The 23,841-nt window shown below is 70.0% G+C and carries 23 protein-coding genes; 10 read left to right on the forward strand and 13 right to left on the reverse strand.

Annotated features, from left to right (window positions below; translation table 11 throughout):
- Positions 1-92 precede the first annotated feature (92 nt).
- Complete coding sequence (locus tag V2J18_RS22400) at positions 93-1,061, reverse strand: LysR substrate-binding domain-containing protein (RefSeq protein WP_064748053.1); 969 nt, start codon at positions 1,059-1,061, stop codon at positions 93-95.
- Positions 1,062-1,193: 132 nt separating this feature from the next.
- Here V2J18_RS22400 and V2J18_RS22405 point away from each other — a divergent pair, with 132 nt between their 5' ends.
- Positions 1,194-1,406, forward strand: a complete 213-nt coding sequence (locus tag V2J18_RS22405) for a hypothetical protein (protein ID WP_064748052.1) — start codon at positions 1,194-1,196, stop codon at positions 1,404-1,406.
- 249 nt (positions 1,407-1,655) lie between these two features.
- Here the strand turns inward: V2J18_RS22405 and aceK are convergent, their stop codons facing one another.
- Positions 1,656-3,383 carry a bifunctional isocitrate dehydrogenase kinase/phosphatase gene (gene aceK, locus V2J18_RS22410; RefSeq protein ID WP_336132953.1) on the reverse strand — a complete coding sequence of 576 codons (1,728 nt, stop codon included), beginning with the start codon at positions 3,381-3,383 and terminating at the stop codon, positions 1,656-1,658.
- Positions 3,384-3,487: 104 nt separating this feature from the next.
- Between aceK and V2J18_RS22415 the strand changes: the two genes are divergently transcribed.
- On the forward strand, positions 3,488-3,931 hold the full coding sequence (locus V2J18_RS22415) for a hypothetical protein (RefSeq protein ID WP_064748050.1): 444 nt from the start codon (positions 3,488-3,490) through the stop codon (positions 3,929-3,931).
- Positions 3,932-4,691: 760 nt separating this feature from the next.
- Here V2J18_RS22415 and V2J18_RS22420 read toward each other — a convergent pair.
- Both V2J18_RS22420 and V2J18_RS22425 read right to left on the reverse strand, forming a co-directional pair.
- Complete coding sequence (locus tag V2J18_RS22420; protein ID WP_064747358.1) at positions 4,692-5,183, reverse strand: hypothetical protein; 492 nt, start codon at positions 5,181-5,183, stop codon at positions 4,692-4,694.
- The gene (locus V2J18_RS22425) at positions 5,180-5,572 is read right to left on the reverse strand and encodes a hypothetical protein (protein ID WP_064747359.1); all 393 of its coding nucleotides are present in this window, start codon (positions 5,570-5,572) and stop codon (positions 5,180-5,182) included. The genes V2J18_RS22420 and V2J18_RS22425 overlap by 4 nt, the downstream gene beginning before the upstream one ends.
- A gap of 245 nt (positions 5,573-5,817) precedes the next feature.
- Here V2J18_RS22425 and V2J18_RS22430 point away from each other — a divergent pair, with 245 nt between their 5' ends.
- Positions 5,818-6,843: a DUF4344 domain-containing metallopeptidase gene (locus V2J18_RS22430; RefSeq protein ID WP_336132955.1), complete on the forward strand. Its 1,026-nt coding sequence runs from the start codon at positions 5,818-5,820 to the stop codon at positions 6,841-6,843.
- A gap of 194 nt (positions 6,844-7,037) precedes the next feature.
- Here V2J18_RS22430 and V2J18_RS22435 read toward each other — a convergent pair whose 3' ends face one another.
- Both V2J18_RS22435 and icd read right to left on the reverse strand, forming a co-directional pair.
- On the reverse strand, positions 7,038-7,520 hold the full coding sequence (locus V2J18_RS22435; RefSeq protein ID WP_336132956.1) for a hypothetical protein: 483 nt from the start codon (positions 7,518-7,520) through the stop codon (positions 7,038-7,040).
- A gap of 138 nt (positions 7,521-7,658) precedes the next feature.
- Complete coding sequence (icd, locus tag V2J18_RS22440) at positions 7,659-8,987, reverse strand: isocitrate dehydrogenase (NADP(+)) (protein WP_064747362.1); 1,329 nt, start codon at positions 8,985-8,987, stop codon at positions 7,659-7,661.
- Between the two features lie 311 nt (positions 8,988-9,298).
- Here icd and V2J18_RS22445 point away from each other — a divergent pair, with 311 nt between their 5' ends.
- Complete coding sequence (locus tag V2J18_RS22445; RefSeq protein ID WP_087960689.1) at positions 9,299-9,532, forward strand: hypothetical protein; 234 nt, start codon at positions 9,299-9,301, stop codon at positions 9,530-9,532.
- An 88-nt stretch (positions 9,533-9,620) separates the two neighbouring features.
- On the opposite strand, the gene V2J18_RS22450 is transcribed toward V2J18_RS22445, so the two are convergent.
- Together V2J18_RS22450 and V2J18_RS22455 are read right to left on the reverse strand one after the other, a co-directional pair.
- Positions 9,621-9,989, reverse strand: a complete 369-nt coding sequence (locus tag V2J18_RS22450) for a YkgJ family cysteine cluster protein (RefSeq protein WP_064747363.1) — start codon at positions 9,987-9,989, stop codon at positions 9,621-9,623.
- 327 nt (positions 9,990-10,316) lie between these two features.
- Positions 10,317-11,024 (reverse strand): UPF0149 family protein, encoded by a 708-nt coding sequence (locus tag V2J18_RS22455; RefSeq protein WP_064747364.1) that lies wholly within the window; start codon positions 11,022-11,024, stop codon positions 10,317-10,319.
- 71 nt (positions 11,025-11,095) lie between these two features.
- On the opposite strand from V2J18_RS22455, the gene V2J18_RS22460 reads away from it, so the two are divergent.
- On the forward strand, positions 11,096-11,494 hold the full coding sequence (locus V2J18_RS22460) for a YchJ family protein (protein WP_336132959.1): 399 nt from the start codon (positions 11,096-11,098) through the stop codon (positions 11,492-11,494).
- Positions 11,495-11,646: 152 nt separating this feature from the next.
- Here V2J18_RS22460 and V2J18_RS22465 read toward each other — a convergent pair whose 3' ends face one another.
- The 5 genes from V2J18_RS22465 to V2J18_RS22485 form a co-directional block, all read right to left on the reverse strand.
- Positions 11,647-12,141 (reverse strand): hypothetical protein, encoded by a 495-nt coding sequence (locus V2J18_RS22465; protein WP_336132960.1) that lies wholly within the window; start codon positions 12,139-12,141, stop codon positions 11,647-11,649.
- Positions 12,142-12,190: 49 nt separating this feature from the next.
- Positions 12,191-12,493 carry a LysM peptidoglycan-binding domain-containing protein gene (locus V2J18_RS22470; protein WP_064747367.1) on the reverse strand — a complete coding sequence of 101 codons (303 nt, stop codon included), beginning with the start codon at positions 12,491-12,493 and terminating at the stop codon, positions 12,191-12,193.
- A 228-nt stretch (positions 12,494-12,721) separates the two neighbouring features.
- Positions 12,722-13,549 carry an NADPH-dependent 7-cyano-7-deazaguanine reductase QueF gene (gene queF, locus V2J18_RS22475; protein WP_336132961.1) on the reverse strand — a complete coding sequence of 276 codons (828 nt, stop codon included), beginning with the start codon at positions 13,547-13,549 and terminating at the stop codon, positions 12,722-12,724.
- A 143-nt stretch (positions 13,550-13,692) separates the two neighbouring features.
- Positions 13,693-15,018 carry a M20 family metallopeptidase gene (locus V2J18_RS22480; RefSeq protein ID WP_336132962.1) on the reverse strand — a complete coding sequence of 442 codons (1,326 nt, stop codon included), beginning with the start codon at positions 15,016-15,018 and terminating at the stop codon, positions 13,693-13,695.
- 400 nt (positions 15,019-15,418) lie between these two features.
- A complete protein-coding gene (locus V2J18_RS22485) occupies positions 15,419-16,420 on the reverse strand; it encodes an aldo/keto reductase (RefSeq protein ID WP_336132963.1) in 1,002 nt (333 codons plus the stop codon).
- Between the two features lie 185 nt (positions 16,421-16,605).
- Here V2J18_RS22485 and V2J18_RS22490 point away from each other — a divergent pair, with 185 nt between their 5' ends.
- The 5 genes from V2J18_RS22490 (at position 16,606) to V2J18_RS22510 (ending at position 23,798) form a co-directional block, all read left to right on the forward strand.
- Positions 16,606-17,502 carry a LysR family transcriptional regulator gene (locus tag V2J18_RS22490; RefSeq protein ID WP_336132964.1) on the forward strand — a complete coding sequence of 299 codons (897 nt, stop codon included), beginning with the start codon at positions 16,606-16,608 and terminating at the stop codon, positions 17,500-17,502.
- Between the two features lie 284 nt (positions 17,503-17,786).
- The gene (locus tag V2J18_RS22495; RefSeq protein ID WP_336132965.1) at positions 17,787-19,139 is read left to right on the forward strand and encodes an APC family permease; all 1,353 of its coding nucleotides are present in this window, start codon (positions 17,787-17,789) and stop codon (positions 19,137-19,139) included.
- Between the two features lie 350 nt (positions 19,140-19,489).
- A complete protein-coding gene (locus V2J18_RS22500; protein ID WP_336132966.1) occupies positions 19,490-21,142 on the forward strand; it encodes an MFS transporter in 1,653 nt (550 codons plus the stop codon).
- Positions 21,143-21,159: 17 nt separating this feature from the next.
- A complete protein-coding gene (locus V2J18_RS22505) occupies positions 21,160-22,392 on the forward strand; it encodes an HlyD family secretion protein (RefSeq protein WP_064747374.1) in 1,233 nt (410 codons plus the stop codon).
- Positions 22,389-23,798, forward strand: coding sequence for an efflux transporter outer membrane subunit (locus V2J18_RS22510; protein ID WP_222423734.1), 1,410 nt, complete (start codon positions 22,389-22,391; stop codon positions 23,796-23,798). Before V2J18_RS22505 ends, V2J18_RS22510 begins: the two co-directional genes overlap by 4 nt.
- Positions 23,799-23,841: the final 43 nt, after the last annotated feature.

Raw genomic sequence — 23,841 nt, forward strand, 5'->3', positions numbered from 1 at the left:
CAAGCCCTTCGCCGCCGGGTACCGCAGTGCGGCAAACCTGGCGGCAACGCGTCGCCAACGCAGCGCTCGGCGCGGCGAACCCGAGGCCGCGCTCAGCGGCGCTTGCGCGCGGCCTTGGCCGGGGCGATCGCGAGCGTGCCGGGGTCGGCGGCGCCGCGCTGGGCGAGATCGGAATCCATCGCCGCAACGTAATCGCGCGCCTGCTCGTGCAGCCAACTGCGGAAAGCTTCCAGGCCGGCGTGGTCGACCGAACGCTCCGGATACACCAGGTAATGGCCCCAATCGATCTTGAGCCGGCCCTGGCTGAGCGGAATCAGCTGGCCGTTCTGGATCAGCAGGCGGGTGCGCGCCAAGCGGCCCAGGGCCACGCCCAGCCCTTCGACCGCGGCGCGGTGCATGGTCTCGGAATCGTCGAAATGGGCGACGAAGCGGTTCGGGCGTTTGCCGCCGTAGCGGTCGAACCAGTCCTGCCAGTAAGTCGACAGATCGCCGAGCAGCGGCCAGCGGTGCAGGTCTTCCTGCGCCGGCAGGCCGCCCATGCGTTCGACCAGGGCCGGGCTGGCCACCGGCACCAGGGTTTCGTCGAACAGGTGCTCGATCACCAAGCCCGGCCAGCGCCCGTAGCCGCCGCGCATGGCCGCGTCGATGCCGGGTTCGCGGTCGAAATCGACCAGGGCCGAGGTCGAAAACAGATTCAGTTCCAACTGCGGGTGGCGGGCGACGAAGCCGCCCAACCGCGGCACCAGCCAGGACGAGGCCATCGAGGCCATCAGGCTCAGGGTCAGCACGTCGTTGCGGCGCGGACTGTAAGGGCGCAACGCATGGTCCAGCGCGTCCAGATGCGGCGCCACCACCGACAGCAGCCGGTCGCCGTCCGGGGTCAACCGCACCCCGCGCGGGCCGCGCTCGAACAGGCGCCGGCCGAGCCGGTCTTCGAGGGTGCGGATCTGATGGCTCAGCGCGCTGACCGTGAGGTTCATGGTCTCGGCGGCACGGGTCAGGTTGCCGAGCCGGGCGGCGGTGGCGAAGCCCAGCAGGGCGTGCAGCGGGGGGCGGTTCATCTTGAGCACCCTTCAAGTCTGGCTTGCAAACGGCGCGCTTTTTCGCCGCACCGGGCGAGCGTACCTTGCGAATCACTCAATTGGCCAGTGCGCGACGGGGTGTCGCGATGGCCCTGGACCGGGAGTCCGATCATGAACGTCTACAAGAACCTGATGTTCCTGCATGGCCATTTCGTCGACCCGCGCGATGCCGACGACGAGGCGGTCGTCGCCGAGGCCGCCGTGGCGGCGCCGGCGGCACGCACGCCGGCCAAGCCGGCCCCGCGCTGGTGGTCGGCGTTCGCCCGCACTCCGGAAAGCGCGCAGCGCGCCGACGGCTGCGGCGATGCGCATGGGTGTGCGTGAGGCGGTTCGAGGAGCGAGCGCGATTCCCTTCTCTATCCCCATTTCAGAAGGGGAATCGGCGAAAGCTTGCGCGATCGCGACGGCTGCGCTTGCCGCTCTCCTGCGCTTGGTTCGCAACGTCCTGGGGCGCGATCGGGCGAGCCGGCTCGCGCCCTTTGCAAAGCGGGCCGGTGCCCGGCATAGGCACGCCGTCGCACCGTCGCAAGCAGCGCGGGGATCGGCCCGCCGTCGCTCACGCCGCCTACAGGCTTACGGCAGCCGCCGCTCCGAGGGATACGGCGCGATGTCGTTGTGGCGGCCCTGCACCAGCCCCTCCTGCACCTGCTGCCACCACTCGACCCGGAAGATGTCGGCGTGCGCATGCATCAGCGCGCCGAGCAAGGGCGGCGACAGGCCGAGGAAGCGCGGGAACTGGGCCGGGAACACATCGTGCCCGGCGGCGTAGAACCAGGCGCCGGCCTCCATTTCTTCTTCGTGGTTGCGTGGCTGCGGCACATGCCGGAACCGGCAGTCGGTGACCAGGCACAGCTCGTCGTAGTCGTAGAACACCGCCCGGCCGTGGCGCGACACGCCGAAATTCTTCAGCAGCAGGTCGCCGGGGAAGATATTGCTCAGCGCCAGGTCGCGGATCGCCTGGCCGTAGTCGATCACCGCCGCGCGCGCGGCCTCCGGGGTCTGTTCGCGCACGTATAGGTTGAGCGGGCGCAGCCGGCGTTCGACGTAGCACAGGTGCAGCACCAGGTCGTCGCCGTCCAGGCTGATGCTGCTGGCGCAGGTGCTGAGCAGTTCGTCGAGCAGGTCGGGGGCGAAGCGCGCGCGCGGGAAGCGCAGGAACCGGAACGGCTGCGCGTCGACCAGGCGGCCGACGCGGTCGTGCTTGAACACCAGCGCGTACTTGGCCTCGACCTCCTCGCGCGCGACCTCCTTCGGGTAGGCGAAGCGATCGCGGATCAGCTTGAACACCAGCGGATAGCTGGGCAGGGTGAACACCGCCATGACCATGCCGCGCTCGCCCTCGGCGCGGATCAGGCGCTCGCCGGACTGGCTGGCGAACTGGCGGAAGAAGGTGCGGTAGCGCTCGGTCTTGCCCTGCTTGGCCCGGCCGAGCACGGTGTACAGCTCGTCGATGGGCTTACCCGGCAACAGGGTGCGCAGGAACACCACCGCGTCGCCGACCGTGCCCAGGTCGGCATGGAAATAACTGCGCGAGTAGCTGAACAACTGCACCACTTCGCTGCGCAGGGTCAGCACCGCATCGACCCGCAGCGCGCCGCCGTCGTTGACCAGGGCGATCACGCAGGGCGAGAACGCGCGCTCGCCGAACACGCGCCCGACCAGATACGCGCGCCGCTCGCGGTAGAACACCGTGTCCAGCAGCTCGACCGCGCGCACCGGGTGCGGTCCCCAGTGCTGCAGGTCCTCCTGCAGCCGCACCGCGATCCCGGCCGCGCAACGGGTGCGGTGCGCGTACGGCACCGCGAACGGGTAGTCGCCGAGCACGCGCACGAAGGTGTCGATCAGGCGTTCTTCGGACACCGCATAGCTGTGGCGCGCCACCGGATGGGTGATGGCGTCGGTCGGCTCGATGTCGAGGGCGACGAATTCGATCGCCGCATCCACGCCGCGGGTCTTGAAGAAGCGCCGGGTGAGGGTATTGAAGAAAGTCTTGTACAGCTCGCCGTCGAGCAGCGGCGCGACCGCTTCGGCGTAGGCGGCATGCACCGCCGACCACAGCGCGCGATCGCGGTCGCGTTCGCCCAGGCGCGCTTCCAGCGCGTCGCTGGCTTCGGCAATGCAGCGGTCGTACAGCTCGATGCGCTCGAGCGCGTCGTCGCGTGCGCCGCTCCAGTCGCAGCGCTCGAACCGGTCCTTGGCGCGACGGGTGATCGCGGCGAAGCGGGCGTGGTAGTCGGCGAAGGCGTCGCGGATCTGGCCGGCGACGGCTGCGGCTTCGGCGGCGTGGGCGGGAGAGGCCATGCCGGCAGTGTAAGACGACGGCGCGGCGGCTGTGGCATGCTCGCCGCCGCCGTTATTCCTTTCCGATGAAACTTTCAGGTGACCGCATGACGCTCAGGACATGGATGCCCATCGCCGCTTTGCTGGCCGCAACTCTCCTGCCGCGCGCCGCCAGCGCCGGCGACGAGACCACGGTCGCGCAGTACACCGGCCGGGTGGGCGAGCGCGCGGTGACGATGTACCTCAAGGACGAGCCGGCCCCATGCGGCGGCGTCGCCCGCATCGTTACCGCCATCTACCGCTACGACCACGTGTCGAAATGGTTGTTGTTGCGCGCCAACAGCGACGACCAGGGCCACCTGGCCCTGGTCGAGTCCGGCCTTGAGGCCGGGGTCAGCGGCGCGCTGATGCTGGTGCGCGACGGCACGGTCCTGAAGGGCAAGTGGATCAGCCCCGACGGCGAACGGCTGCTGCCGGCGCGGTTCGATCGGGCCCCGACCTCGGCCAAGAAGCGCGCGGAGATCGAGGACACGCTGGAAAAGATGCACTACGAGAACGACGATTGCTGACGCTCTGCGTTAGCCGGGCCGCCGAAAAGCCTGTGACGATAGCGGTAGCTGCTGCTGCTGCTGCTGCTGCTGCTGCTGCCGCCGCTGCCGTTGCCGTTGCCGTTGCCGTGAAAAGCTTGGCGTGGTTTCGAACTCGCGAGAACGCCCTGAAGCCCCGGAGGGCGGGCCGCAGGTATGCGGGCCGTGCGCAGCCAGGCCAGGGATGGCCTGTGCGGAGCAGCCCCGCGCAAGCTCCGTCCCATCGTGGCTTTTGATTCGAAACAGATATGGCGTTTTCTTTGGTTACTTTCTTTGTCGCCTTGGACAAAGAAAGTGACCCGGCCGCTTGCGGACGGAAGCTCTGTTTTTAGGGCTTAGAGCTTTTAACCTTTCGAAGCCTTTGAACGACAGACGGCGCGAGACCGCAGCAACGCGGTCGCGGCTTACGCCGCTCCTACAGGGGCGTAGGACAAAGACGCGGCGAACGGGCGAGATGGCGGTCGCGGCTTACGCCGCTCCTACAGGGGACGCGGGACAAAGACGCGGCGAACGGGCGAGATGGTGGTCGCGGCTTACGCCGCTCCTACAGTGATGCAAGACGAAGGCGCGGCGAGATCGGGGCGATGGTTTCGGGCTTCGATCGATGGCGGAGGCGTTGATTCCTCTGCGCGTCCCTTGGTCGCGGCTCACGCCGCTCCTACAAAGGCGCAGGACAAAGACGCGGCGAGATTGAAGGATGGCCGTCGCGGCTCGTGCCGCTCCTATCCCTGCGCAGGGTGGGTCATCGCTCCGGCGCTTGGCGGAGGGCGTCGACGTCGGCGTCCGCCGGCGCCGGTTTCGCGGCCCCGCCGCGTAGCTCCAACGCCACCGCGACCGCCACGCAAGCCGTGATCCACGGCCACTGCGGCAGGAAGAAGCCGAAGGTGGGTTCCAACAGGCCCCAGGTGTTTCCGTAGAAGCGCGCGTAATCGGTGAGATTGGCGTGCAGCGCCAGCAGCAGGGACGCGGCCGAGATCGCCGCGAACGCAAAACGATCGTGGCGGCGCGGGCCGCGCCGGCGCTGGCGCCAAAGCAACAACAGCGACCCCGGCAGCAGCGTCGTCGCCATCAGCGCCAGGCTCAGCAGGGCCAGCTCGCCGAGGAACACCTCCGGCGTCAGGATCCGCATCCAGGCCGCGTCGAGCTCGTCGACCACGTCCAGCCACAGTGCGTTTGCCGGGACCACGACGCTGGCGGCCAAGTACCACAGGCAGCGCAACAACAGGCGGCTCATGCCCGATGCCCCAACAGCGTGCGCAAGGCGTCGCCAGCGTAGAAGCGGGTGGCGCTCAGCGCCGGCACCTGCGGCGCGATGGTCGGGTCGAAGCGCAATTCGGGCCCGTAGACCAGACCGTCGACGCCGCCGAGCCGGGCCAGGCGCTTGAGCACGAACAGGCGATAGCCGCGACCGAGATAGGACAGGCTGCCGCCGTCGCTGAGCATCGGCGCGTCCGTCTCCAGCGCAGCGTGGCGCGGCGCGCGGCCGGCCAGCGCATCGAGGTAGTCCTCGCCGGCTTCACCCAGGCAGCGTCGCAGCTCGGGCGCCAGAAGATTCGGGTCCAGTCCGGCGTAGGGGCCGTCGGCGGCGAAGGCGGCGGGACGGTCGGGCGGGGCGGCGGTCATGGCATCCGGTCCAGGACGTTCGGCGGCCGGCGCGGACGGCCTCGGGGTTGCCGCGCAACTGTCAGAAATTCGATGCCATCCTCGGAACGAACGGAGTACCATCCGCCCGACGGTGCATGGACGCTGCTGGCGCCGATTGGAACGGCCGGCCTTCCGGTCGGAGGCAATCCAGTCGTCGACCGCGTCTTGTGCGCTCGGAACCGGGATCGTCGTGTCCCGCAACGCAGCAGACAAGAGCCACAGACATGGTACAGAAAATCATCATCGGCATTCTGGCGACGGCCCTGATCGCAGTCTGCTCGATTTGGGGCTACACCGAATGGCAGAAGCGTCAGGTCGCCGCGCCCGTGGCGGCGGTCGTGCCCGCGCCGGTCAAGCCGCCGGAACCGGTGAAGGCCGAAACCGAACTGGCGCCGACCGTGGCCGAAGTGCCGGCGGCGGAGAAGGCCGACGGCACCCACTTCACCTACCAGTACGTCTCGCCGCGCAACCCCGAGCTGTTGGCCATGTACAACATGGCGCGCGAGATCGACGTGCTCAAGCAATTGCCGGAGATCAAACAGCTCGACGGTTGGCTGACCCTGCCGCGGCCGATCAATTTCATCGCCGCCGAATGCGGCACGACCAACGCCTTCTACGCCAAGGACAAGGGCGACATCGTGCTGTGCTACGAGATGCTCGAGCTGCTGGTGCGCCAGGGCGGGGCGATGGCCCAGGCCAGCGGCGGCGGCACCCGCGATCAGCTCGAATACCTGATGGCGAACCTGCGTTTCCTGATGTTGCACGAGACCGGCCATGCCCTGGTGGACATGCTCGACTTGCCCTCCACCGGGCGCGAAGAGGACGCGGTCGACCAGCTCGCCACCACCCTGATGCTGTCGCTGGTCAGCGCCGACGAGTCGCAGGGCGATATCGCGCAGAAGCTGCAGTTGGCGTCGAACTTCTTCCTGATGACCGACGACGGCAACCACGACATGGCGACCTACGCCGACGAGCACTCGGTCGGCGCACAGCGTTTCTTCAATCTGCAGTGCATGATCTACGGCAACAACCCCGGCAAGTACCTGCGCATCGTCACCAGCGGCCGCCTGCCGGAGGCGCGCGCGCTGCGCTGCGAAGAGGAAAGCAAGCAGATCACCCGCAACTGGATGCGCCTGATCGAGCCGAACATCGCGCCCAAGCACCGCATGACCCGCGAAGAGGAAGCGGCCAAGATCGCCGAGATCCAGCAGAAGCAGGTCGAGAACAGTCAGGCGCCGTACATGCGCTGAGCGCGAACGGGCGCCGGTATCGCACGGCCTGTGTAGGAGCGGCGCAAGCCGCGACCGAACGAAGCGATGAACAACGCGTCGCGTCCGAGGCCCGGTCGCTCAAGGCACGTAGGTCAGGGCTTCGGTTGCCTCGCTTGCGTACATTGCTTCGTTTGGTCGCGGCTCACGCCGCTTCTGCAGGAGCAGGCGGCGACTCAGGGCTCGTGCCCGTCGGGCATCAGCAGCACCAGCGGCTCGCAGGCTGCGGCGTCGCAGCCCCATTCGCGCACCGTGTCGCCGTCGCGCCAGGTCGCGGTCGCGGCGGCGTTGATAGAGAACGACCACTCGCGACCGTCGGCGCGCAGGCGGCCGCCGATCGTGCAGGGCAGCCAGTAGAAGTCGTGGCGGCCGCCCTCGCGCAGCTCGCGGCTGACGGCGAAGAACGCGGCGATCTGGCCTTCGCTCAGTCGCCAGGCGCGGCAGGCCGGCCGCAGCGCGGCGTCGCGGCCCGCGGGGTCGTCGAACACGGCCGCTTCCACCTGCAACACGTCGATAACGCCGCGGCCGGTCGCGGGCGGCGGCGCATGCGCGCAGGCCGCCGCCAGCACTGGCAGCGCGGCAGCGGCGGCGATTCCTCGCCATGCCGGCGTAGCCGATCGGATGAATCCGAGCGCGGTGCGCTGAAATCGCGTGCTCATCGGCGGTCCTCGGTCTCGGTGCCGGCGGATGCGCCGGCACTGGCCTGCATGGTAGCGGCCGCGAGCGGCGGACGCGCGCAAAAAAGACACGGGGCGCCGAAGCGCCCCGTGCCGGTATCGCGGTGCGCGTCGCGCGCCTCAGAGATGCTTGATGATCTCGTCGGCGAACTCCGAGCACTTGACCTCGGTCGCGCCGTCCATCAGACGGGCGAAGTCGTAGGTCACGCGCTTGCTGCCGATGGCCTTGTCCATCGCGGCGATGATCGCGTCGGCCGCTTCGGTCCAGCCCATGTAGCGCAGCATCATCTCGCCGGACAGGATCACCGAACCCGGGTTGACCTTGTCCAGGTCGGCGTACTTCGGCGCGGTGCCGTGGGTCGCTTCGAACACGGCGTGGCCGGTCACGTAGTTGATGTTCGCGCCCGGGGCGATGCCGATGCCGCCGACCTGCGCGGCGAGCGCGTCGGACAGGTAGTCGCCGTTGAGGTTCAGGGTCGCGGAGACGTCGTATTCCTTCGGCCGCAGCAGGATCTGCTGCAGGAAGGCGTCGGCGATCGCGTCCTTGATGACGATGCCGGCGCCCGGCTTGCCTTCCGGAATCACGTGCCACGGGCCGCCGTCGAGCTCGACCGCGCCGAAGTAGTCGCGCGCCACCTGATAGCCCCAATCACGGAAGCCACCTTCGGTGAACTTCATGATGTTGCCCTTGTGGACCAGGGTCACCGACTTGCGCTTGTTCTCGATCGCGTAGGCGATGGCGCTGTGCACCAGGCGCTCGGTGCCGAGGCGGCTGACCGGCTTGATGCCGATGCCGACTTCGACCGGCAGCTCGCGCGCCGGGGCGCCGATGGCCTGCAGTTCCTTCAGCCACGCCGCGTTCTTCTCGGCGGTGCCGAAGCGGATCTTGTCGGCGGCCTGGGGGAATTCCTTGCTCAGGAAATCCAGCACCTTCTGCGCCTCGGCGCTGCCGCCGGCCCATTCGATGCCGGCGTAGATGTCCTCGGTGTTCTCGCGGAAGATCACCATGTCGACATCGCCCGGCTTCTTGACCGGCGAGGGCACGCCTTCGAACCAGCGCACCGGGCGCAGGCAGACGTACAGATCGAGCATCTGGCGCAGCGCGACGTTGAGCGAGCGGATGCCGCCGCCGACCGGCGTGGTGAGCGGACCCTTGATGCTGACCAGGTAGTCGCGGCAGGCCTGCACGGTGCCGTCCGGCAGCCAGGTGCCGTAGGTGTTGTTGGCCTTCTCGCCGGCGTAGACCTCCATCCACTCGATCTTCTTCTGGCCGCCGTAGGCTTTGGCGACCGCCGCATCGAGCACGCGCACGGACGCGCGCCAGATGTCCGGGCCGGTGCCGTCGCCTTCGATGAACGGGATGATCGGGCGATCCGGCACGTTGAGGCCGGTCGGGGTCTTGGTGATCTTGGCGCCGCCTGCGGGCGGCGTCGCTACGAACTCGGTCATTACGATCTCCAGTGGGGCCGCCGTGCGCGTGCGCATGGACGGTGCAGGGTGCCTGCGGGTCGTGGTGGCGAGCCGACCCGGCCCGCCATTGTCGCGGTTCGGGCCGGACGAGGCAAAGCGCACGGCTGTGCGCGAGCCGGCCGCGCCGCGGAACGCCCCGTTGCGCCCGCAGGCGCTTGCCGTTGATCGGGCGGCCGGCGCCGGACGCCGGATCGCGGTTCCGCGCTCGTCGCTTTGATGGATACTCGTGGCCGCGCCCTCGCAGCCGGTTCCGGGCCGTGCGAGCGGACAGCGACAGGAGGTCTGCCGATATGCAGCTGCTGCAATATCCCGACGGCCAGCGCATCCAGCCCGGCGATCGCGTGCGCATCGCCGACCGCTACCGCGGCACGGTCGTGGCCTGCATCGATACCGGCCGCTATCTGGACGGCTACGAGCAGTGGCTGTATCTCGGCGAGGGCATCATGGTCGACACCGATTTCGGCGGCCTGGTCCACTACCTCGACGCCGACGAACTGCAACTGCTGCGGCGTACCGCGCACTGAGTTTCGACGAGCTCCGTCCACCCGCATGCACGGGTGCGGCGGTGGCGTGCGTTGGCGCCGCTGCGGCCGGCCGCGATTCGGCGGCAGCTCAGGCAGCGCCCGCACCGGCGGGCCAATCCGCCGGCGTCAGCGGCGCCAGGCCATGGGCGACCCGTGCCTTGTCGCATTGCGGACTCGGCGCGCCCTGTTCCCAGGCCGGCTGCAACGCATGGCAGGGCGAAGGCCGCAGCGCATAGATCCCGCAATGCGCGTCGCGGCCGATCTGGCCGCGCAATTGCTCGCAACGTACCGCCGTTCCGCCGTAGGTGCCGCGCATGACCACCCGGTGCGGATCCAGGGGCTCGGTCAGGCCCTGCGGCGTCAGCCCGCCCGCGCAGGCGTCGGTCTCGCTCCAGTGGAAGGCGACGCGGAAAAAGGCGCAGCAGGCGCCGCAGCGCAGGCACGGATGGGAGGACATACGCCGATCGGCGGCCGGGAGGGGAGCGGTATTGTCCGGCAAGGCCGGGGTGCGAAGAAGAGCCGCAGCGAATCCCTGGCCCGTCCGGCCAACAGGCAGGGCCTGCGGGCGTTCGATCGCGCGCGAACCTGCGGCCCGCAAGCGCATGCTCTCGCTTCTTGAAAGCAGGAACAGCCAAACACCGGGCACGAAGTCCGACGCGGCCGGCGGCATGGGGGATCGGCTTTCGGCGCGCTGGAGCGGAGCCAGAGCGAATCCCTGCCCCTTTTTAGGCGCAACCACTGAACCACGACGGACGGGAAGCGTCCGTCGTCGGGACGGCGATCCTCAGGCCCCGCAGCACTTCTTGTACTTCTTGCCGCTGCCGCAGGGGCAGGGGTCGTTGCGGTCCGGGGTGTCGGCGCGGCGCAGCGGTTCGCGCGGGGTCAGCGCGTCGATCCGGTGGTGGTGCAGGTCGGCCAGCATGCCCGGCAGGCCGGCGACGATTTCCAGCCGCTCGCGGTAGCTGATCGGGGTCGCCGGCGCGGTCGGGTCTTCGCCCAGCACCTCGCCGCTGGCGAGGCGGTCGAGCAGGCCGAAGATCTCGTCGATCCAGTCGTTCTCGTCCAGCCAACGGTCCCAGCCGGCTTCGCGCAGTTCGACGCCGCGGAAGAAGCCGAACGCCCAGTCGCGGCCGACGTCGAGCTCGTCCGGTTGCTCGGTGTCGGGCTCTTCCGGCAGCCACAGCAGCGGCGCCAGGTGATCGGGCAGGTCGTCGTCGCCGTGGCGCACGCGGGCGCTGACCATGTTCCAGTGGCCCTGCAGCAGGGCGGCCACCTCGGCCGCCTCGGCCTCGTCGTTCCAGCGCGGTGCCTTGCCGCCCCACACCGGCGGCTGCCATTCCGTCGCCGGCGGCTGTTCCGGACCGACCACCAGGGCCGAGACGAACCCGTCCAGGGCCTCCAGGTTGAAGCCCTTGTAGGGCACGGCGCGCTGATCGAGCAGGTCGGCCAGGCGTTCGATCTGGTCGTCGTCGAGGTAGGCGGGCGCTTTCATGATCGGGTTCTGCGGACGAGAGGGGACGCGCATGGTAGTCGCTGCGGCGTGTTCGCGCCGAAAATGGCGCCATGACCGCCCGCATCGCCCTGCCCGCCGCCTGCCCCTGCGACCCCGCCCGCCGCTACGCCGCCTGCTGCGGCCGCCTGCACCGGGGCGACCCGGCCGAGAGCGCCGAGGCCTTGATGCGTTCGCGCTACAGCGCCTACGTGCTGGGCGATCTGGCGTATCTGCGGACCAGCTGGCACCCCACGACCTGCCCGGACGAACTGGAGTTCGATCCGGCCGTGCGCTGGCTGGGACTGCAGGTGAAGCGGCATCGCCAGGACGGCGCGGACACAGCGACGGTCGAGTTCGTCGCCCGCTATCGAGTCGGCGGCGGTTCGGCGGTGCGGCTGCACGAAATCAGCCGTTTCGCGCGGGTTGACGGCGGCTGGCGCTACCTGGACGGGACCTTCCCGCAGGGGTGAGCGCCCCCTCGGTACGGCCGCGCCCGCCGCGCCTGCGGCGACAGGCGGAGCACTGGGCCAGCGCATCGCCGGCCCCGAGCCGCGGACAAAAAAAGGGCGCGGCAGTGAGCCGCGCCCGGGCTTGCCCGCCCACGAGAGGCGGAGAGAGAGGGTTACTTCACTTCCAGTTCGGCAGTGTTGGCGATCGCGCCGTTGGCGCTGACTTCGACCTTGTACTTGCCGGCCGGCCACGGCGACTTCTTGGAGAAGTTGAAGTTGGTGGTTTCGGCGCCGGCGGTGTTGAGGGTCTGGGTCTCTTCGCCCGCCACCTGGCCGTCCTGGTAGGTCAGCTTGGCGCTCAGGCTGGCGTTGGTCGCGGCGCCGTCGGTGGCGACCGAGGCGACGATCGTGTCGGTCGGCTTGAACGAGGTGGTCGGAGCGGTGATCTTCTTGTCCGCGCCGGCGGCCGTGCCGAGGGTGACCGAAGTGACGCTCAGCGCGGCCGGAGCCGGGGTCGCAGCCGGAGCGGGTTCGGGCGCCGGAGCCGGGGTTTCGGCGGCCGGGGGCGGAGTCGGAGCCGGTTCTTCCTTCTTCTTGCAGCCCGCCAGCGCCAGAGCGGCGACCAGGGCGGCGGCGACGGCGTAGTGCGTGCGATTGCGGATCAGCATGGTGGATCTCCTGGGAAAGGCCGGGTAGTGAGGTGGAACGCCGTCGACGTCAGTCGTTGAGGGTCGGGATCTTGAGGATCTGACCGGGCTGGATCTTGTCCGGATCGTCGAGCTGGTCGCGGTTGGCCTCGAAGATCGCGTTCCACTTGCTCGCCTTGCCGTAGAACTGCTTGGCGATGTGCGAGAGCGTGTCGCCCTTCTCGACCGTATAGGTCTGTTCGCCGACCTTTTCCGCAGTGGTATCGACACTGACCGACACGTCGCTGAAGTCGGCCTTCTGGACCTTGTCCGCGGTGGTGTCGACGTTGACGTTCACGTCGGAGAAATCGGCTTTCTTATCCGGGGTAGTCATGGGTTGAGGGCTCCTGCCGAAGTGGCGCAGGCAACATGACACGAAGATTGTTAAAAATGCATAGCGCCGGCGTGAACTCACATTACAAATCTGAATAATCCGATTGCCGGTATTCAGTAGGCCGCGGTCGGTCGAACGCGCAGGCGCCGCCCGGCCCTCGGCGGACCAGGTGGCACACTAAATAAACAGTGTTATCGCGAGGTGCGGCGGTGCGACCGCCGCGCCCGCTTACTGGCGCAAGTCGCGCCCCGGCGTCGGCCGGTCGCGCCCCGGACTGCCGCGCCAGGGATTGATGTCGAGCCCGCCGCGGCGGGTGTAGCGCGCTTCCACCGACAGCCATTGCGGCTGCCCGCGTTGCCACAGGTCGGCATAGATGCGTTCCACGCACTGCTCGTGGAATTCGGCGTGGTCGCGGAACGAGATCAGATAGCGCAGCAGCGCCGGTCGGTCCAGGCGCGGGCCGCGGTAGGCGATGCTGACCCGCGCCCAGTCCGGCTGGCCGGTGACCGGGCAATTGGACTTCAGCAGCGCGCTGCACAGGGTTTCTTCGACCACGGTGCCGGCGTCGGCGAGCAGATGTCCGGCATTGGGCGGGCCATAGTCGTCGATGGCGACATCGAGCTCGTCGATCGAGTCGGCAACCGCTGCGGTTCCATCGCCGCGCTCGTCGATCGGCGGCAGGCCGAAAGCGACCTCGACCGGCGCACCGGCCGCGCGGGAGAGGTCGGCGACGATGCGCGCCAGCACCTCGTCCTCGCGTTCGAAACGCGTGGCGTTGAACGAATTCAGGTAGAGCTTGAGCGACTTGGATTCGATCAACTGCGGCGAAGCGGCCGGCACCGAAATCGTGGCCGTGCCGACCCGCGGCTTGCCGCGGCCGTCGAGCCAGCTCAGCTCGTAGGCATGCCAGCGATCGACCCCGACGAAGGGCAGCGCCTGGTCGGACAGGCCGATATGGGCGCGGCCGAGCGAGCGGGCGATGGGGAACAGCAGCGAGGGGTCGTACTCGCGCGGGTAGTCGACGTGGCGGCCGAGGGGCAGGTCATGGGAGGTCATGGCGATATTTTAGCCGCTGCGGCCGGTCCCGGCCCCAACCGGCCGTCCGCCGCTGATCTCCGCTGATCTCCGCTGAGCTTCCGCCCTTTGAAAAAAGCGGACGAGCGGGAATTCGATCTCGCTTAGCCCCTACCCGCCGCGACTTACCCCGCCGGCGGTCCGTGCAGGTAGTCCAGCGTCACCTGCAACATCGCGCGCAGGCCGAGGTCGAGCGAACTCTCGTCGAGCTTGAATTGCGGCGAGTGGTTGCTCGGCGCGGTCGCCGGGTCGACCCCGGCCTCGGTCGAGCCGACGAAGAAGAACATCGCCGGCACCTGCTTGGCGTAGTAGGAGAAGTCCTCCGCGCCCATCACCAGCGACATCTCCACCACCTTGTCCGCGCCGGCCGCCGCCTTGAGGCTGGGCAGCATGCGCGCGGTCAGCGCCGGGTCGTTGTAGGTCACCGGGTTGCCGTCCTGGTCGGGCACCTTGGATTCGGCGCGCGCGCCGTGCGCGGCGCTGACGTGCTCGGCGACGTTCCTGAGGTCCTTGAAGATCGCCTGGCGCATGCCTTCGTCGAAGGTGCGGATGGTGCCGATCATCTCCACCTCGTCGGGGATGATGTTGTAGCGGATGCCGCCCTTGATCGCGCCGAAGCTGACCACCGCCGGCAGTTTGGCGATGTCGCTGCGGCGGCTGACGATGGTCTGCGCGCTGCCGATCACGTCGGCCGCGGCGACGATCGGGTCGATGCCGCCCCAGGGGCGCGAGCCGTGGGTCTGGCGGCCCTTGATCTTGATCGAGAAGCGGTCCGAGGCCGCCATCAGCGGGCCCTGGCGCACGCCGATCTGGCCGGCCTGCAGGGTCGAGAACACGTGCAGGCCGAACATGGCCTCGGGCTTGAAGTCCTTGAACAGGCCTTCCTCGAGCATCAGCGGCGCGCCGCCGGCCTCGTCCGCGGGCGGGCCTTCCTCGGCCGGCTGGAACACCAGCATGACCTGGCCGGGCAGGTCTTGCTTCATCGCCACCAGCGCGTCGGCGACGCCGAGCAGGATGCCGGTATGGGCGTCGTGGCCGCAGGCGTGCATGACCCCGACGGTTTCGCCGCGGAAGCTGGCGGTGGCCTTGGACGCGAACGGCAGGTCGACCTGCTCGGTCACCGGCAGCGCATCCATGTCGGCGCGCAGGGCGATCTTCGGCCCGGGCTTGCCGCCCTCGACGATCGCCACCACGCCGTGCCGGGCGATGCCGATGCGCGGCTTGAGCCCGAGCGCGCGCAGGTGTTCGGCGACCTTGGCCGCGGTGCGCTGTTCGCGGTTGGACAGTTCCGGATGCTGGTGGAAATCGCGCCGCCAGCGCACCACGTCGGCCTTGAGCTTGGCCGCCGCGGCGGTGACTTCGGGACGCTCCGCGGCGGCGGCCGGAGACAGCGCGGCGAGGGCGGTACAGCCGAGGGCGCAGCTCAGCGCGAGGGTCAGCGGACGCTTCATCGACGCAACTCCGGGCGGGAAGACCCCGATCCTAGCCCAAGCCCGCCGCCGCGGCTGCGCGACTTTGGTGGGTGCGCGATCGGCGCACAACACCGTCTGGGCGCGCAGGGACGATGGCCTGGCGTGCGCGGGGAGTGCCAGGGCGTAAAGCAAATCCCCTCGCGTCGCTGCAGGGCCGACTGCGTACCGGCGTCCGGCGCGCGCCCCTTTTCCCAGGGCGGCAACAGGGCCTGCACCTTTGCGGGCCCACCCGCCATGTGCTGGACTCCCTTCAGAGCAACAACGCTTGCGCGCTTTACTGTTCCCCGCTCTCAGACCGCTGGGCTGTTCCACCCTTTGAAAAAGGGGCGTAGGGGGATTTGCTTCCGCTCTTCCCCAGCAAGAAACCACGCTGCCTGCGTCACCGCCCGATCAAGGCCATGCCCGCTTCGGTGTAGCGAGCGCCGGCGATCGCTTCCGGGCGGAACCACGCGTCCAGTTGCGCCAGTTCCGCCGGCGACAGGCTCACGTTCACTGCGCCGACGTTGTCCTCCAGGTACTTGCGCCGCTTGGTGCCCGGGATCGGCACGATGTGCTCGCCCTGCGCCAGCACCCAGGCCAGGGCCAACTGCGCCGGGGTGCAGCCCTTGGCGGCGGCCAGCGCTTGCACCTGTCGCGCCAGCGCCAGGTTGCGGTCGAAGTTCTCGCCCTGGAACCGCGGCGTGCTGAGGCGGAAGTCGTCGCGGGCGAGCGCGCCGGCGTCGGTGATGGCGCCGGTCAGGAAGCCGCGGCCGAGCGGGCTGTAGGGCACGAAGCCGATGCCCAGGCGCGCGCAGGCCTCGAGCACCCCGTTGCGTTCGGGGTCGCGCGTCCACAGCGAGTATTCGCTTTGCACCGCGGCGATCGGGTGCACCGCCTGGGCGCGCTCCAGGGTCTGCGCCGACGGCTCGGACAAGCCGAGATAACGCACCTTGCCCTGCGCGACCAGTTCCGCCATCGCGCCGACGGTGTCTTCGATCGGCACGGTCGGGTCGACGCGGTGCTGGTAGTACAAATCGATACGGTCGGTGCGCAGCCGCTTCAGGCTGCCTTCGACCGCGCTGCGCACGTACTCGGGACGGCCGCTGAGGGTGCGCAGGTTGGGGTCGACGGGGTCCGGCACGAAGCCGAACTTGGTCGCCAGGAACACCCGCTCGCGGCGGCCCTGCAGGAAGCGGCCCAGCAGTTCCTCATTGGCGTGCGGGCCGTAGATGTCGGCCGTATCCAGGAAGCCCACGCCCAGTTCCAGGGCGCGCTCCAGGGTGGCCAGCGATTCGGTTTCGTCGGCGGCGCCGTAGGCGAAACTCATGCCCATGCAGCCCAGGCCGAGGGCGGACACGGCGGGGCCGGCGGGGCCGAGGCGGCGGGTCGGAAGCGTGCTCATGCGGAAGCTCCTTGCGGATGAGGGGGAGGTAAAGCGATGCGCCGGTCCGGGACGACGCCGAAAATCGCGTCCCCGGGGCGTGAGCGGCACTCTAGGCCGGTGCGATTGCGCGAAAAACCGGCTCTATCCTTACGCCTTATGAAGTGTTGCTTCATAATCGAGCCCTCGTCCGTGCCGCCCGCCGCATGTCCGCCCATCCCCTGCCCGCGGTCCTGGCCTTCGCCCGCGTCGCCCACTGCGGCAGCTTCACCCGGGCCGCGGCCGAACTCGAAGTCTCGCCCTCGGCCTTGTCGCAGACCGTCCGCGCGCTGGAGGCACGGCTGGGCGTGCGCCTGCTCAACCGCACCACCCGGCGGGTCGGGCTGACCGAGCACGGCGCGCGCTTTCTCGGGCAGATCGCTCCGGCGTTGGCCCAGATCGAAGCCGCCTTCGACGACCTCGACGCGGTGCGCGATCGCCCGACCGGGCGCTTGCGGATCAATACCGGCCGCACTGCGCTGAAGATCCTGGTTGAGCCGCATCTGCCGGCGTTCCTGGCGCGCTATCCGGAGCTGGAGGTCGAGCTCTTCGTCGACGACACCTTGGCCGATCTGGTCGAGGGCGGCTTCGACGCCGGCATCCGGCTCGGCGAAACCCTGGCCCGCGACATGGTCGCGGTGCCGGTCGGCGGCGCGCAGCGGCAGGTGGTGGTGGCCGCGCCCGGTTACTTCGCCCGGCGGCCGGCGCCGCGCACGCCGCAGGATCTGGTCGGCCACGACTGCATCCGCTTGCGCCTGCCGGGCCGCCGCCGCTTGCATCCGTTCGAATTCCACAGCGACGGTCGCGATGTCGCCGTCGAAGTGCAGGGCCGGCTGATTCTCAACGAGGGCGGCGCGATCCTGGACGCCGCCCGCGCCGGGCTCGGCCTGGCCCAGTTGTTCGAGCCGATCGCGCGGCAGGACCTGCGCGCAGGGCGCCTGGTCGAGGTATTGCAGGACTACCTGCCGCCGTTCCCGGGCTTCTACGTCTATTACCCGGCGCGCCGGCAACTGCCGCCGAAGCTGCGGGTGTTCGTGGATTTCCTGCGCGAGGCGTTGGGGTAGGGCAGGGCGAGCCGGCTTACACCGTATCCGTCGCTGCCCACTCCCCGCCTCGCAAGCCGGCTGTTTTTCTCTTCGTAAAAAGACTGGTTGGTCGCCCTCCGGGAACGCACCGGCCGGCGCGGCGGCAACGCGTTGCCGAGTGTCGCCGAGTCGATTTGCGCGGCGGCCTGCGCCCGCACCTTGTTCCGCGCCGCACTTCTCATTCTGCGGTTCCGGCTTCGATCCGCTCCCTTCTCTGCGTTGCCTCGGCGTGCGAGGCTGCCTCGATCCGCCGGGGAGCCGCCATGACCGCTGCCGTTCCGTCCGACCCGCCCGCGCCCGCACAACGCGCCGGCGCCTTGCGCGGCGAGGCCGCGCTGGTGCGTGCGCTGGGGCCGTTCCAGCTCGGCGCTTCGATCATCAACATCATCGTCGGCGCCGGCATCTTCATGTTGCCGGCGTTGCTGTACGGACGGCTGGGACCGGGCGCGCCGCTGGTGTTCGTGGCCGGTGCGCTGGCGATCGTGCCGATCGCGCTGTGCTTCTCCGCGATCGGCAGCCGCGCGGCGGCGACGGGCGGGCCTTACACCTTCGTCGGCGCCGCGTTCGGGCCGTTCGCCGGCTTCCTCGCCGGTGCGCTCATGTGGGTCTGCAACACCGCCTCCAGCGCCGGCGTCGCCGCGGCGCTGGCCGAGCAGGCGGCGCATGCCTGGCCGGCGTTGCGCGATCCCGTGCCGCGGGGGACGTTCCTGGCCGCGGCGTATGCGCTGCTGTTCGCGCTCAACGCCTTCGGAGTCAAGCTCGGGGCGCGCGCGATCGTGGCCCTGGCGACGTTGAAGCTGACCCCGCTGGTGCTGCTGGTCGCGGTCGGGATCTGGTTCGTCGACTGGAGCCGGATCGGCCTGGGGGTCGCGCCGCCCTCCTGGAGTGCGCTGGGTTCGTCGATGGTGCTGGTGGTGTTCGCCTACTCGGGCATGGAAACCGCGCTGGTGCCCACCGGCGAAGTGCGCGATCCCGCGCGTCACGTGCCGCGCGCGACGATGACGGCGATCGCGCTGGTGGTGCTGCTGTACCTGGGCATCCAGGTCGCCTGCCAGGGCCTGCTCGGGTCCGCCCTGCGCGACAGCACCGCGCCTGTGGCGGCCGCGGCCGGTGCGGTGTGGCCGCCGGCGCAGGCGCCGCTGCTGGTCGCCGCCGGGGTGTCGATGGCGGGCTTCCTGATGGGCAATCTGTTTTCGTCCTCGCGCCTGTTGTTCGCGCTGGGCCGCGACGGCTACCTGCCCGACGCTTTCGGCCGCGTCGACGCGCGCTATCACGTGCCGCGCACCGCGCTGGCGGCGCATGCCGGGATCGCATTGGCCTTGGCCCTGGCCGGTACCTTCGAGACCCTGGCGCTGATCTCCGGCGGCGCGATCTGCCTGTTGTTCCTGGCGGTGTCGGTGGCGGCCTGGCGCGCCGAAACCCTGGACCTGCGCGGCGCGGGCGCGCCCTTCCGCCTGCCCGGCGGACGCTGGCCGGTGCCTGCGCTGGCGACGGCGATCATGGCCGCGGTGCTGGCGACGATGAGTGCGGCGCAATGGGCGGCGATCGCGGTGTCGCTGCTGGCCCTGGTCGGCGTGTACGGGCTGTTGGCGCTGCGCCGGCGCGGGGCGCGCTGAAGCATCACATTCCCGCGACGCCGGATCGGCACCATGGCCGGCAGGGAAAGCGGACTCGAACGGACAGGCCAATCGCCTCGCGCGCGCTTGATCGTTGACCGGCCGCTGAGGCCTACTCTTCCATCGTAACGCCGACGCATGCGGGAGCCGTGCGCTTGCAGATGGCCAGCACCGCCGCCACCGCCGCGTCCGATTCCGCCCTGCCGCACGCCACGGCGTCGTCCGCCGCCGCCGCTTCCGTGCCTGCCGGTTCGCCCGCCGGATCTTCGCTACCGACCGCCGCTGCGGACGCCGGCGCCGTGCCGCCGGCCGGCGCTCCGCCCGCGGGACCGCCCGGATCGGCGGCGCCGATGCCGCGTTGGCGCGCTGCCGCCTTCGTCGCGATCTCGCTGTTGCTGGGCCTGACCCAGAGCCTGGGCATGAACCTGGTCGCCTCGAACCTGCCGCAGGTGCAGGGCGCGCTCGGCGCGACCGGCGCCGAGGCGACCTGGCTGCTGACCGTGTACTTCGCCACCAACATCCCGGCCAGCCTGCTGTTGACCAAGTTCCGCCTGCATTACGGCTTGCGTCTGTTCGCCGACCTCGGCATCGGCCTGTTCGTGGTCGCGGCCGTGGTGCACCTGCTGGCGAAGGACCTCCAATCGGCGCTGGCCGCGCGCGCCGCGCTGGGCATCGCCGCCGCGCCGCTGAGTTCGCTGACCGTGCTGTACATGGCCGAAGTGTTCGACGGGCCGAAGAAGGTGCTCGGGCTGATGTTCGGCTTCGCCGCGCTGCAGACCGGCGCGCCGGTGTCGCGGATCGTCGCCGAAAGCTTGTTCCTCAACGGCCAGTGGCACGGCATCGTCTACTTCGAGCTCGGCCTGGCCTTGATCTGCCTGGCCGCGATCAACCTGTTGCGGGTCACCCCGGTGCCGCGCCAGCCGATGTTCGACCGCCTCGACATCGTCAGTTTTCCGCTGTATTCGGCGGCCATAGGCCTGGTCACGGTGGTGTTGACCCTGGGCCGCCTGCGCTGGTGGCTGGACACGCCCTGGCTGGGCGAGTGCCTGGCCTGGGCGGCGGTCTGCGCCGGCGCGTTCGTGCTGATCGAGATCAACCGTTCCAAGCCGATGGTCAACCTGCGCTGGTTGTTGCACGGCGGCTACATGGTGCGGCTGGGGCTGGCGATCGTGCTGTCGCGCATCGTGCTGTCGGAACAGTCGGTCGGCGCGGTCGGCCTGCTCAACGTGCTCGGCCTCAACAACGACCAGATGCACACGATGTTCTGGCTGGTGCTGGCCGGCACCGTCGCCGGCTTCGTGGTGACCCTGCCGTTCCTGCCGGGCCGGCGCTTCGACATGCTCGGCCTGATCGCGGTGGCCTTGGTCGGGGTGTGCGCCTACGTCGATTCGCACGCCAGCAACCTGACCCGGCCGGCCCAGCTCTACCTCACCCAGACCGTGATCGCGATGGCGGCGTCGATGTTCCTGGCCAGCTCGATCCTGCTCGCCCTGGTGCGGGTGGTCGCCGACGGGGTGCGCAACCTGGTGACCTTCATTGTCTTGTTCACCACCACCAACGCGCTCGGCGGCCTGCTTGGCTCGGCGGTGCTCGGCACCTACCTGGCGCAGCGCCAGACCGCGCATTACCAGCACCTGATGCAGCCGATGACGCTGGGCGATCCGCAGGTGGTGCTGCGCACCCAACAGCTCGGCGGCGCGGTCGCGCGGGTGGTCGGCGACGGCGCCGCGCGCAGCCAGCAGGCGCTGGCCAGCCTGAGCCAGCAGGTGCTGCGCGAGTCCTGGGTGCTGGCCTACAACGACGTGTTCCTGGCGGTGGCCTGGCTGGCGCTGGCGGTGCTGGTCTGGGTCGGGTTGCTGAAGTGGCAACTGTGGCGGCGCGGCCACACCGTGGTCAGTTTCGCCTCGCAGGTGCCCGGACCGTTCGCCGCGCCCACGCCCGACGGCGTCCAATCCGCTGCAACCGTCGCCCCCTTACCCGCTTCCCCCGCATCCACCTCCTGATCCGCGAAGGACGCCCCATGCCGCTGAAGACGCCCTTCCGCTCCAAAGCCTCGATCCCGGTGATCCTGATCGCCGTGGTCGGCGTGCTGCTGATCCTCTACGCCTGGCGCTTGCCGCCGTTCTCCAGCGCGCGCCAGACCACCGAGAACGCCTACGTGCGCGGCAGCGTCACCGTGATCGCGCCCAAGGTCGACGGCTACGTCGCCCAAGTGCGGGTGCAGGACTACATGCGGGTCGAGGCCGGCCAGGTGCTGGTCGAGCTGGACGACCGCAACTACCGCCAGCGGGTCGAACAGGCGCGGGCCAATCTGGCCGCGCAGGAAGCCAATCTGGCCAATTCGACCCAGGCCCAGCGCGTGCGCGAAGCGGCGATCGCCAACGTCGAGGCGCAACTGGCCGCGGCCCAGGCCAACCTGGCCCGCGCCCAGGCCGACATGCGCCGCGCCAACGCCCTGGTCGGCGACGGCTCGCTGTCGCAGCGCGAACGCGACCAGACCCTGGCCGCGTTGCGCCAAGCCGAGGCCGCACTCGGTCAGGCCCAGGCCGCGCGGCGTTCGGCCGGGGAGGACGTGCGTTCGGTGATCGTCAACCGCGAAGCGCTGAGCGCCGCGGTCGGCAACGCCAAGGCGGCGCTGCGGCTGGCGGAAATCGACCTCGCCAACACCCGCATCCACGCGCCGCAGGCCGGCCAGCTCGGCGAGATCGGCGTGCGCCTGGGCCAGTACGTCACCCCCGGCACGCAGCTGATGCAACTGGTGCCGCGGCGTCTGTGGGTGGTGGCCAACTTCAAGGAATCGCAGACCGCGCGCATCCGCGCCGGACAGGCGGCCTGGTTCCGGGTCGACGCGCTGGACGGCGCGGTGCTCAAGGGGCGGGTCGAACGCTTGTCGCCGGCGACCGGTTCGGAGTTCAGCGTGATCAAGACCGACAACGCGACCGGCAATTTCACCAAGGTCGCGCAGCGCTTGCCGGTGCGGATCGCGATCGATCCGGACCAGGAGCTGGCGCAGCGGCTGCGGCCGGGCCTGTCGGTGGAAGCCACCGTCGATACCGCCAGCGCGATCGACGAAGCGGCGGTGCGTCGCGCCGAACAGGCCGCCGCCGCCGAAGCCGCGCGCGATGCGGCGGTGCCGGTGGCGGAACTCGATGCCGCATCGATGCCGGCGCGCCGCGTGCAGGACGGTCGCTCGGAAGGCGCTGTCCAGGCGGCGGGTGGGCCCGTGCCGGCGCAACCGGAGCCGCGGCGATGACCCCAATGCAGGCGCGTCCGACGGCGCCGGCCCGGCGGCGCTGGTTCGGCCTGGCGGCCGGGGTCGCGCTGTTGAGTGCCTGCGCCGGTGTGCCGGCGCCGCCGGAACGGCCCGAGCCGCCCGCCGCCTGGCGCGACGCGCCCGGTGCCGGCATCGCGGTGCAGCGCGACTGGTGGCGCGGCTACAACGACCCGGTGCTGGCCGAGCTGGTCGAACGCGCCCTGCGCGACAACACCGATCTGCGTGTCGCCGCGGCCCGCGTCGCCGAAGCGCGCGCCTTGCTCGCGGCGCAGGGGGCGGCGCAATGGCCGAGCCTGGACCTGGCGGTGAGCGCGACGCGCTCGCGCAGCCTTGCCGCCAGCGGCCGCGCCGTGGTGTCGGAGGTGACCCAGCCGCAGTTCCAGGCCGCGTTCGAAGTCGATCTGTGGGGTCGGCTCGATGCGCTGACCGATGCGGCGCGGGCCAATCTGCTGGCCAGCGAAACCGGTGCCGACGCGGTCCGGCTCGGCATCGCCGCGGCGGTGGCCCAGGCCTATCTGGGACTGCGCGCTGGCGATGCGCGTTTGGCGGTGGCGCAGCGTACCCTGGCATCGCGCGAAGGTGCGCTCAAGGTCGCGCAGCGGCGTTTCGATACCGGCTACAGCTCGCGCCTGGAGCTGGCCCAGGCGCAGGCCGAATATCGTGCGACCGCTCAAGTCGTGCCGCAGCTGCAGTTGGCGATACGGCGCCAGGAAGACGCGTTGTCGGTGCTGCTCGGCCGTGCGCCGCAGGCGGTGCCGCGCGGCCTGGCGCTGGGCGACATCGCCGCGCCGGCGCTGCCCGATGCGGGCATGCCCTCGCAGTTGCTGCGCCGCCGCCCGGACATCGCCCAGGCCGAGGCGCAGGTCGCTGCGGCCGACGCCGGACTCGCCGCGGCGCGCGCGCAGTTGCTGCCGACGCTGCGCCTGACCGGTTCGCTGGGGCAGTTGGAATCGAGCTTGCTGCACAACGACCCGATCCGCCTGTGGAGCGTCGGCGGCAGCGTGCTGGCGCCGTTGTTCAATCGCGGCCGCCTGCGCGCCCAGGTCGATGCGAGCGCGGCCCGGCGCGACCAGGCGGTGCTGGGCTACCAGAAGACCGTCTTGACCGCGTTCGCCGAGGTCGAGGACGCGCTGGCCGCGATCGCGCGCCTGCGCGAGCAGGGCGAACAGGCCGAGCAGCAGCGCCAGGCGCTGGCCGAGGCTTTGCGCATCGCCCACAACCGTTACAACGAGGGCTATGCCTCGTACCTGGAAGAGCTGGACGCGCAGCGCAATCTGTTCAATGCCGAGCTGACCGTGCTGCAACTGCGCGGCGAGGCGCTGGCGGCGGAGGTGAATCTGTACAAGGCGCTGGGCGGCGGGTGGGGCGCGGCGGCGGGGCCTTAGACGCGAAGCGCGGCTCCCATTGGCCTGCCGCTTCAACAGCGGG

This window comes from Lysobacter firmicutimachus (assembly GCF_037027445.1).
GTDB lineage: Bacteria > Pseudomonadota > Gammaproteobacteria > Xanthomonadales > Xanthomonadaceae > Lysobacter > Lysobacter firmicutimachus.

What these genes read in the sequence shown, in the direction of transcription:
- V2J18_RS22400 (WP_064748053.1), bottom strand. Translation starts at nt 1,061, where the DNA reads ATGAACCGCCCCCCGCTGCACGCCCTGCTGGGCTTCGCCACCGCCGCC.
- V2J18_RS22405 (WP_064748052.1), top strand. Translation starts at nt 1,194, where the DNA reads ATGAACGTCTACAAGAACCTGATGTTCCTGCATGGCCATTTCGTCGAC.
- aceK (WP_336132953.1), bottom strand. Translation starts at nt 3,383, where the DNA reads ATGGCCTCTCCCGCCCACGCCGCCGAAGCCGCAGCCGTCGCCGGCCAG.
- V2J18_RS22415 (WP_064748050.1), top strand. Translation starts at nt 3,488, where the DNA reads ATGCCCATCGCCGCTTTGCTGGCCGCAACTCTCCTGCCGCGCGCCGCC.
- V2J18_RS22420 (WP_064747358.1), bottom strand. Translation starts at nt 5,183, where the DNA reads ATGAGCCGCCTGTTGTTGCGCTGCCTGTGGTACTTGGCCGCCAGCGTC.
- V2J18_RS22425 (WP_064747359.1), bottom strand. Translation starts at nt 5,572, where the DNA reads ATGACCGCCGCCCCGCCCGACCGTCCCGCCGCCTTCGCCGCCGACGGC.
- V2J18_RS22430 (WP_336132955.1), top strand. Translation starts at nt 5,818, where the DNA reads ATGGTACAGAAAATCATCATCGGCATTCTGGCGACGGCCCTGATCGCA.
- V2J18_RS22435 (WP_336132956.1), bottom strand. Translation starts at nt 7,520, where the DNA reads ATGAGCACGCGATTTCAGCGCACCGCGCTCGGATTCATCCGATCGGCT.
- icd (WP_064747362.1), bottom strand. Translation starts at nt 8,987, where the DNA reads ATGACCGAGTTCGTAGCGACGCCGCCCGCAGGCGGCGCCAAGATCACC.
- V2J18_RS22445 (WP_087960689.1), top strand. Translation starts at nt 9,299, where the DNA reads ATGCAGCTGCTGCAATATCCCGACGGCCAGCGCATCCAGCCCGGCGAT.
- V2J18_RS22450 (WP_064747363.1), bottom strand. Translation starts at nt 9,989, where the DNA reads ATGTCCTCCCATCCGTGCCTGCGCTGCGGCGCCTGCTGCGCCTTTTTC.
- V2J18_RS22455 (WP_064747364.1), bottom strand. Translation starts at nt 11,024, where the DNA reads ATGAAAGCGCCCGCCTACCTCGACGACGACCAGATCGAACGCCTGGCC.
- V2J18_RS22460 (WP_336132959.1), top strand. Translation starts at nt 11,096, where the DNA reads ATGACCGCCCGCATCGCCCTGCCCGCCGCCTGCCCCTGCGACCCCGCC.
- V2J18_RS22465 (WP_336132960.1), bottom strand. Translation starts at nt 12,141, where the DNA reads ATGCTGATCCGCAATCGCACGCACTACGCCGTCGCCGCCGCCCTGGTC.
- V2J18_RS22470 (WP_064747367.1), bottom strand. Translation starts at nt 12,493, where the DNA reads ATGACTACCCCGGATAAGAAAGCCGATTTCTCCGACGTGAACGTCAAC.
- queF (WP_336132961.1), bottom strand. Translation starts at nt 13,549, where the DNA reads ATGACCTCCCATGACCTGCCCCTCGGCCGCCACGTCGACTACCCGCGC.
- V2J18_RS22480 (WP_336132962.1), bottom strand. Translation starts at nt 15,018, where the DNA reads ATGAAGCGTCCGCTGACCCTCGCGCTGAGCTGCGCCCTCGGCTGTACC.
- V2J18_RS22485 (WP_336132963.1), bottom strand. Translation starts at nt 16,420, where the DNA reads ATGAGCACGCTTCCGACCCGCCGCCTCGGCCCCGCCGGCCCCGCCGTG.
- V2J18_RS22490 (WP_336132964.1), top strand. Translation starts at nt 16,606, where the DNA reads ATGTCCGCCCATCCCCTGCCCGCGGTCCTGGCCTTCGCCCGCGTCGCC.
- V2J18_RS22495 (WP_336132965.1), top strand. Translation starts at nt 17,787, where the DNA reads ATGACCGCTGCCGTTCCGTCCGACCCGCCCGCGCCCGCACAACGCGCC.
- V2J18_RS22500 (WP_336132966.1), top strand. Translation starts at nt 19,490, where the DNA reads ATGCCGCGTTGGCGCGCTGCCGCCTTCGTCGCGATCTCGCTGTTGCTG.
- V2J18_RS22505 (WP_064747374.1), top strand. Translation starts at nt 21,160, where the DNA reads ATGCCGCTGAAGACGCCCTTCCGCTCCAAAGCCTCGATCCCGGTGATC.
- V2J18_RS22510 (WP_222423734.1), top strand. Translation starts at nt 22,389, where the DNA reads ATGACCCCAATGCAGGCGCGTCCGACGGCGCCGGCCCGGCGGCGCTGG.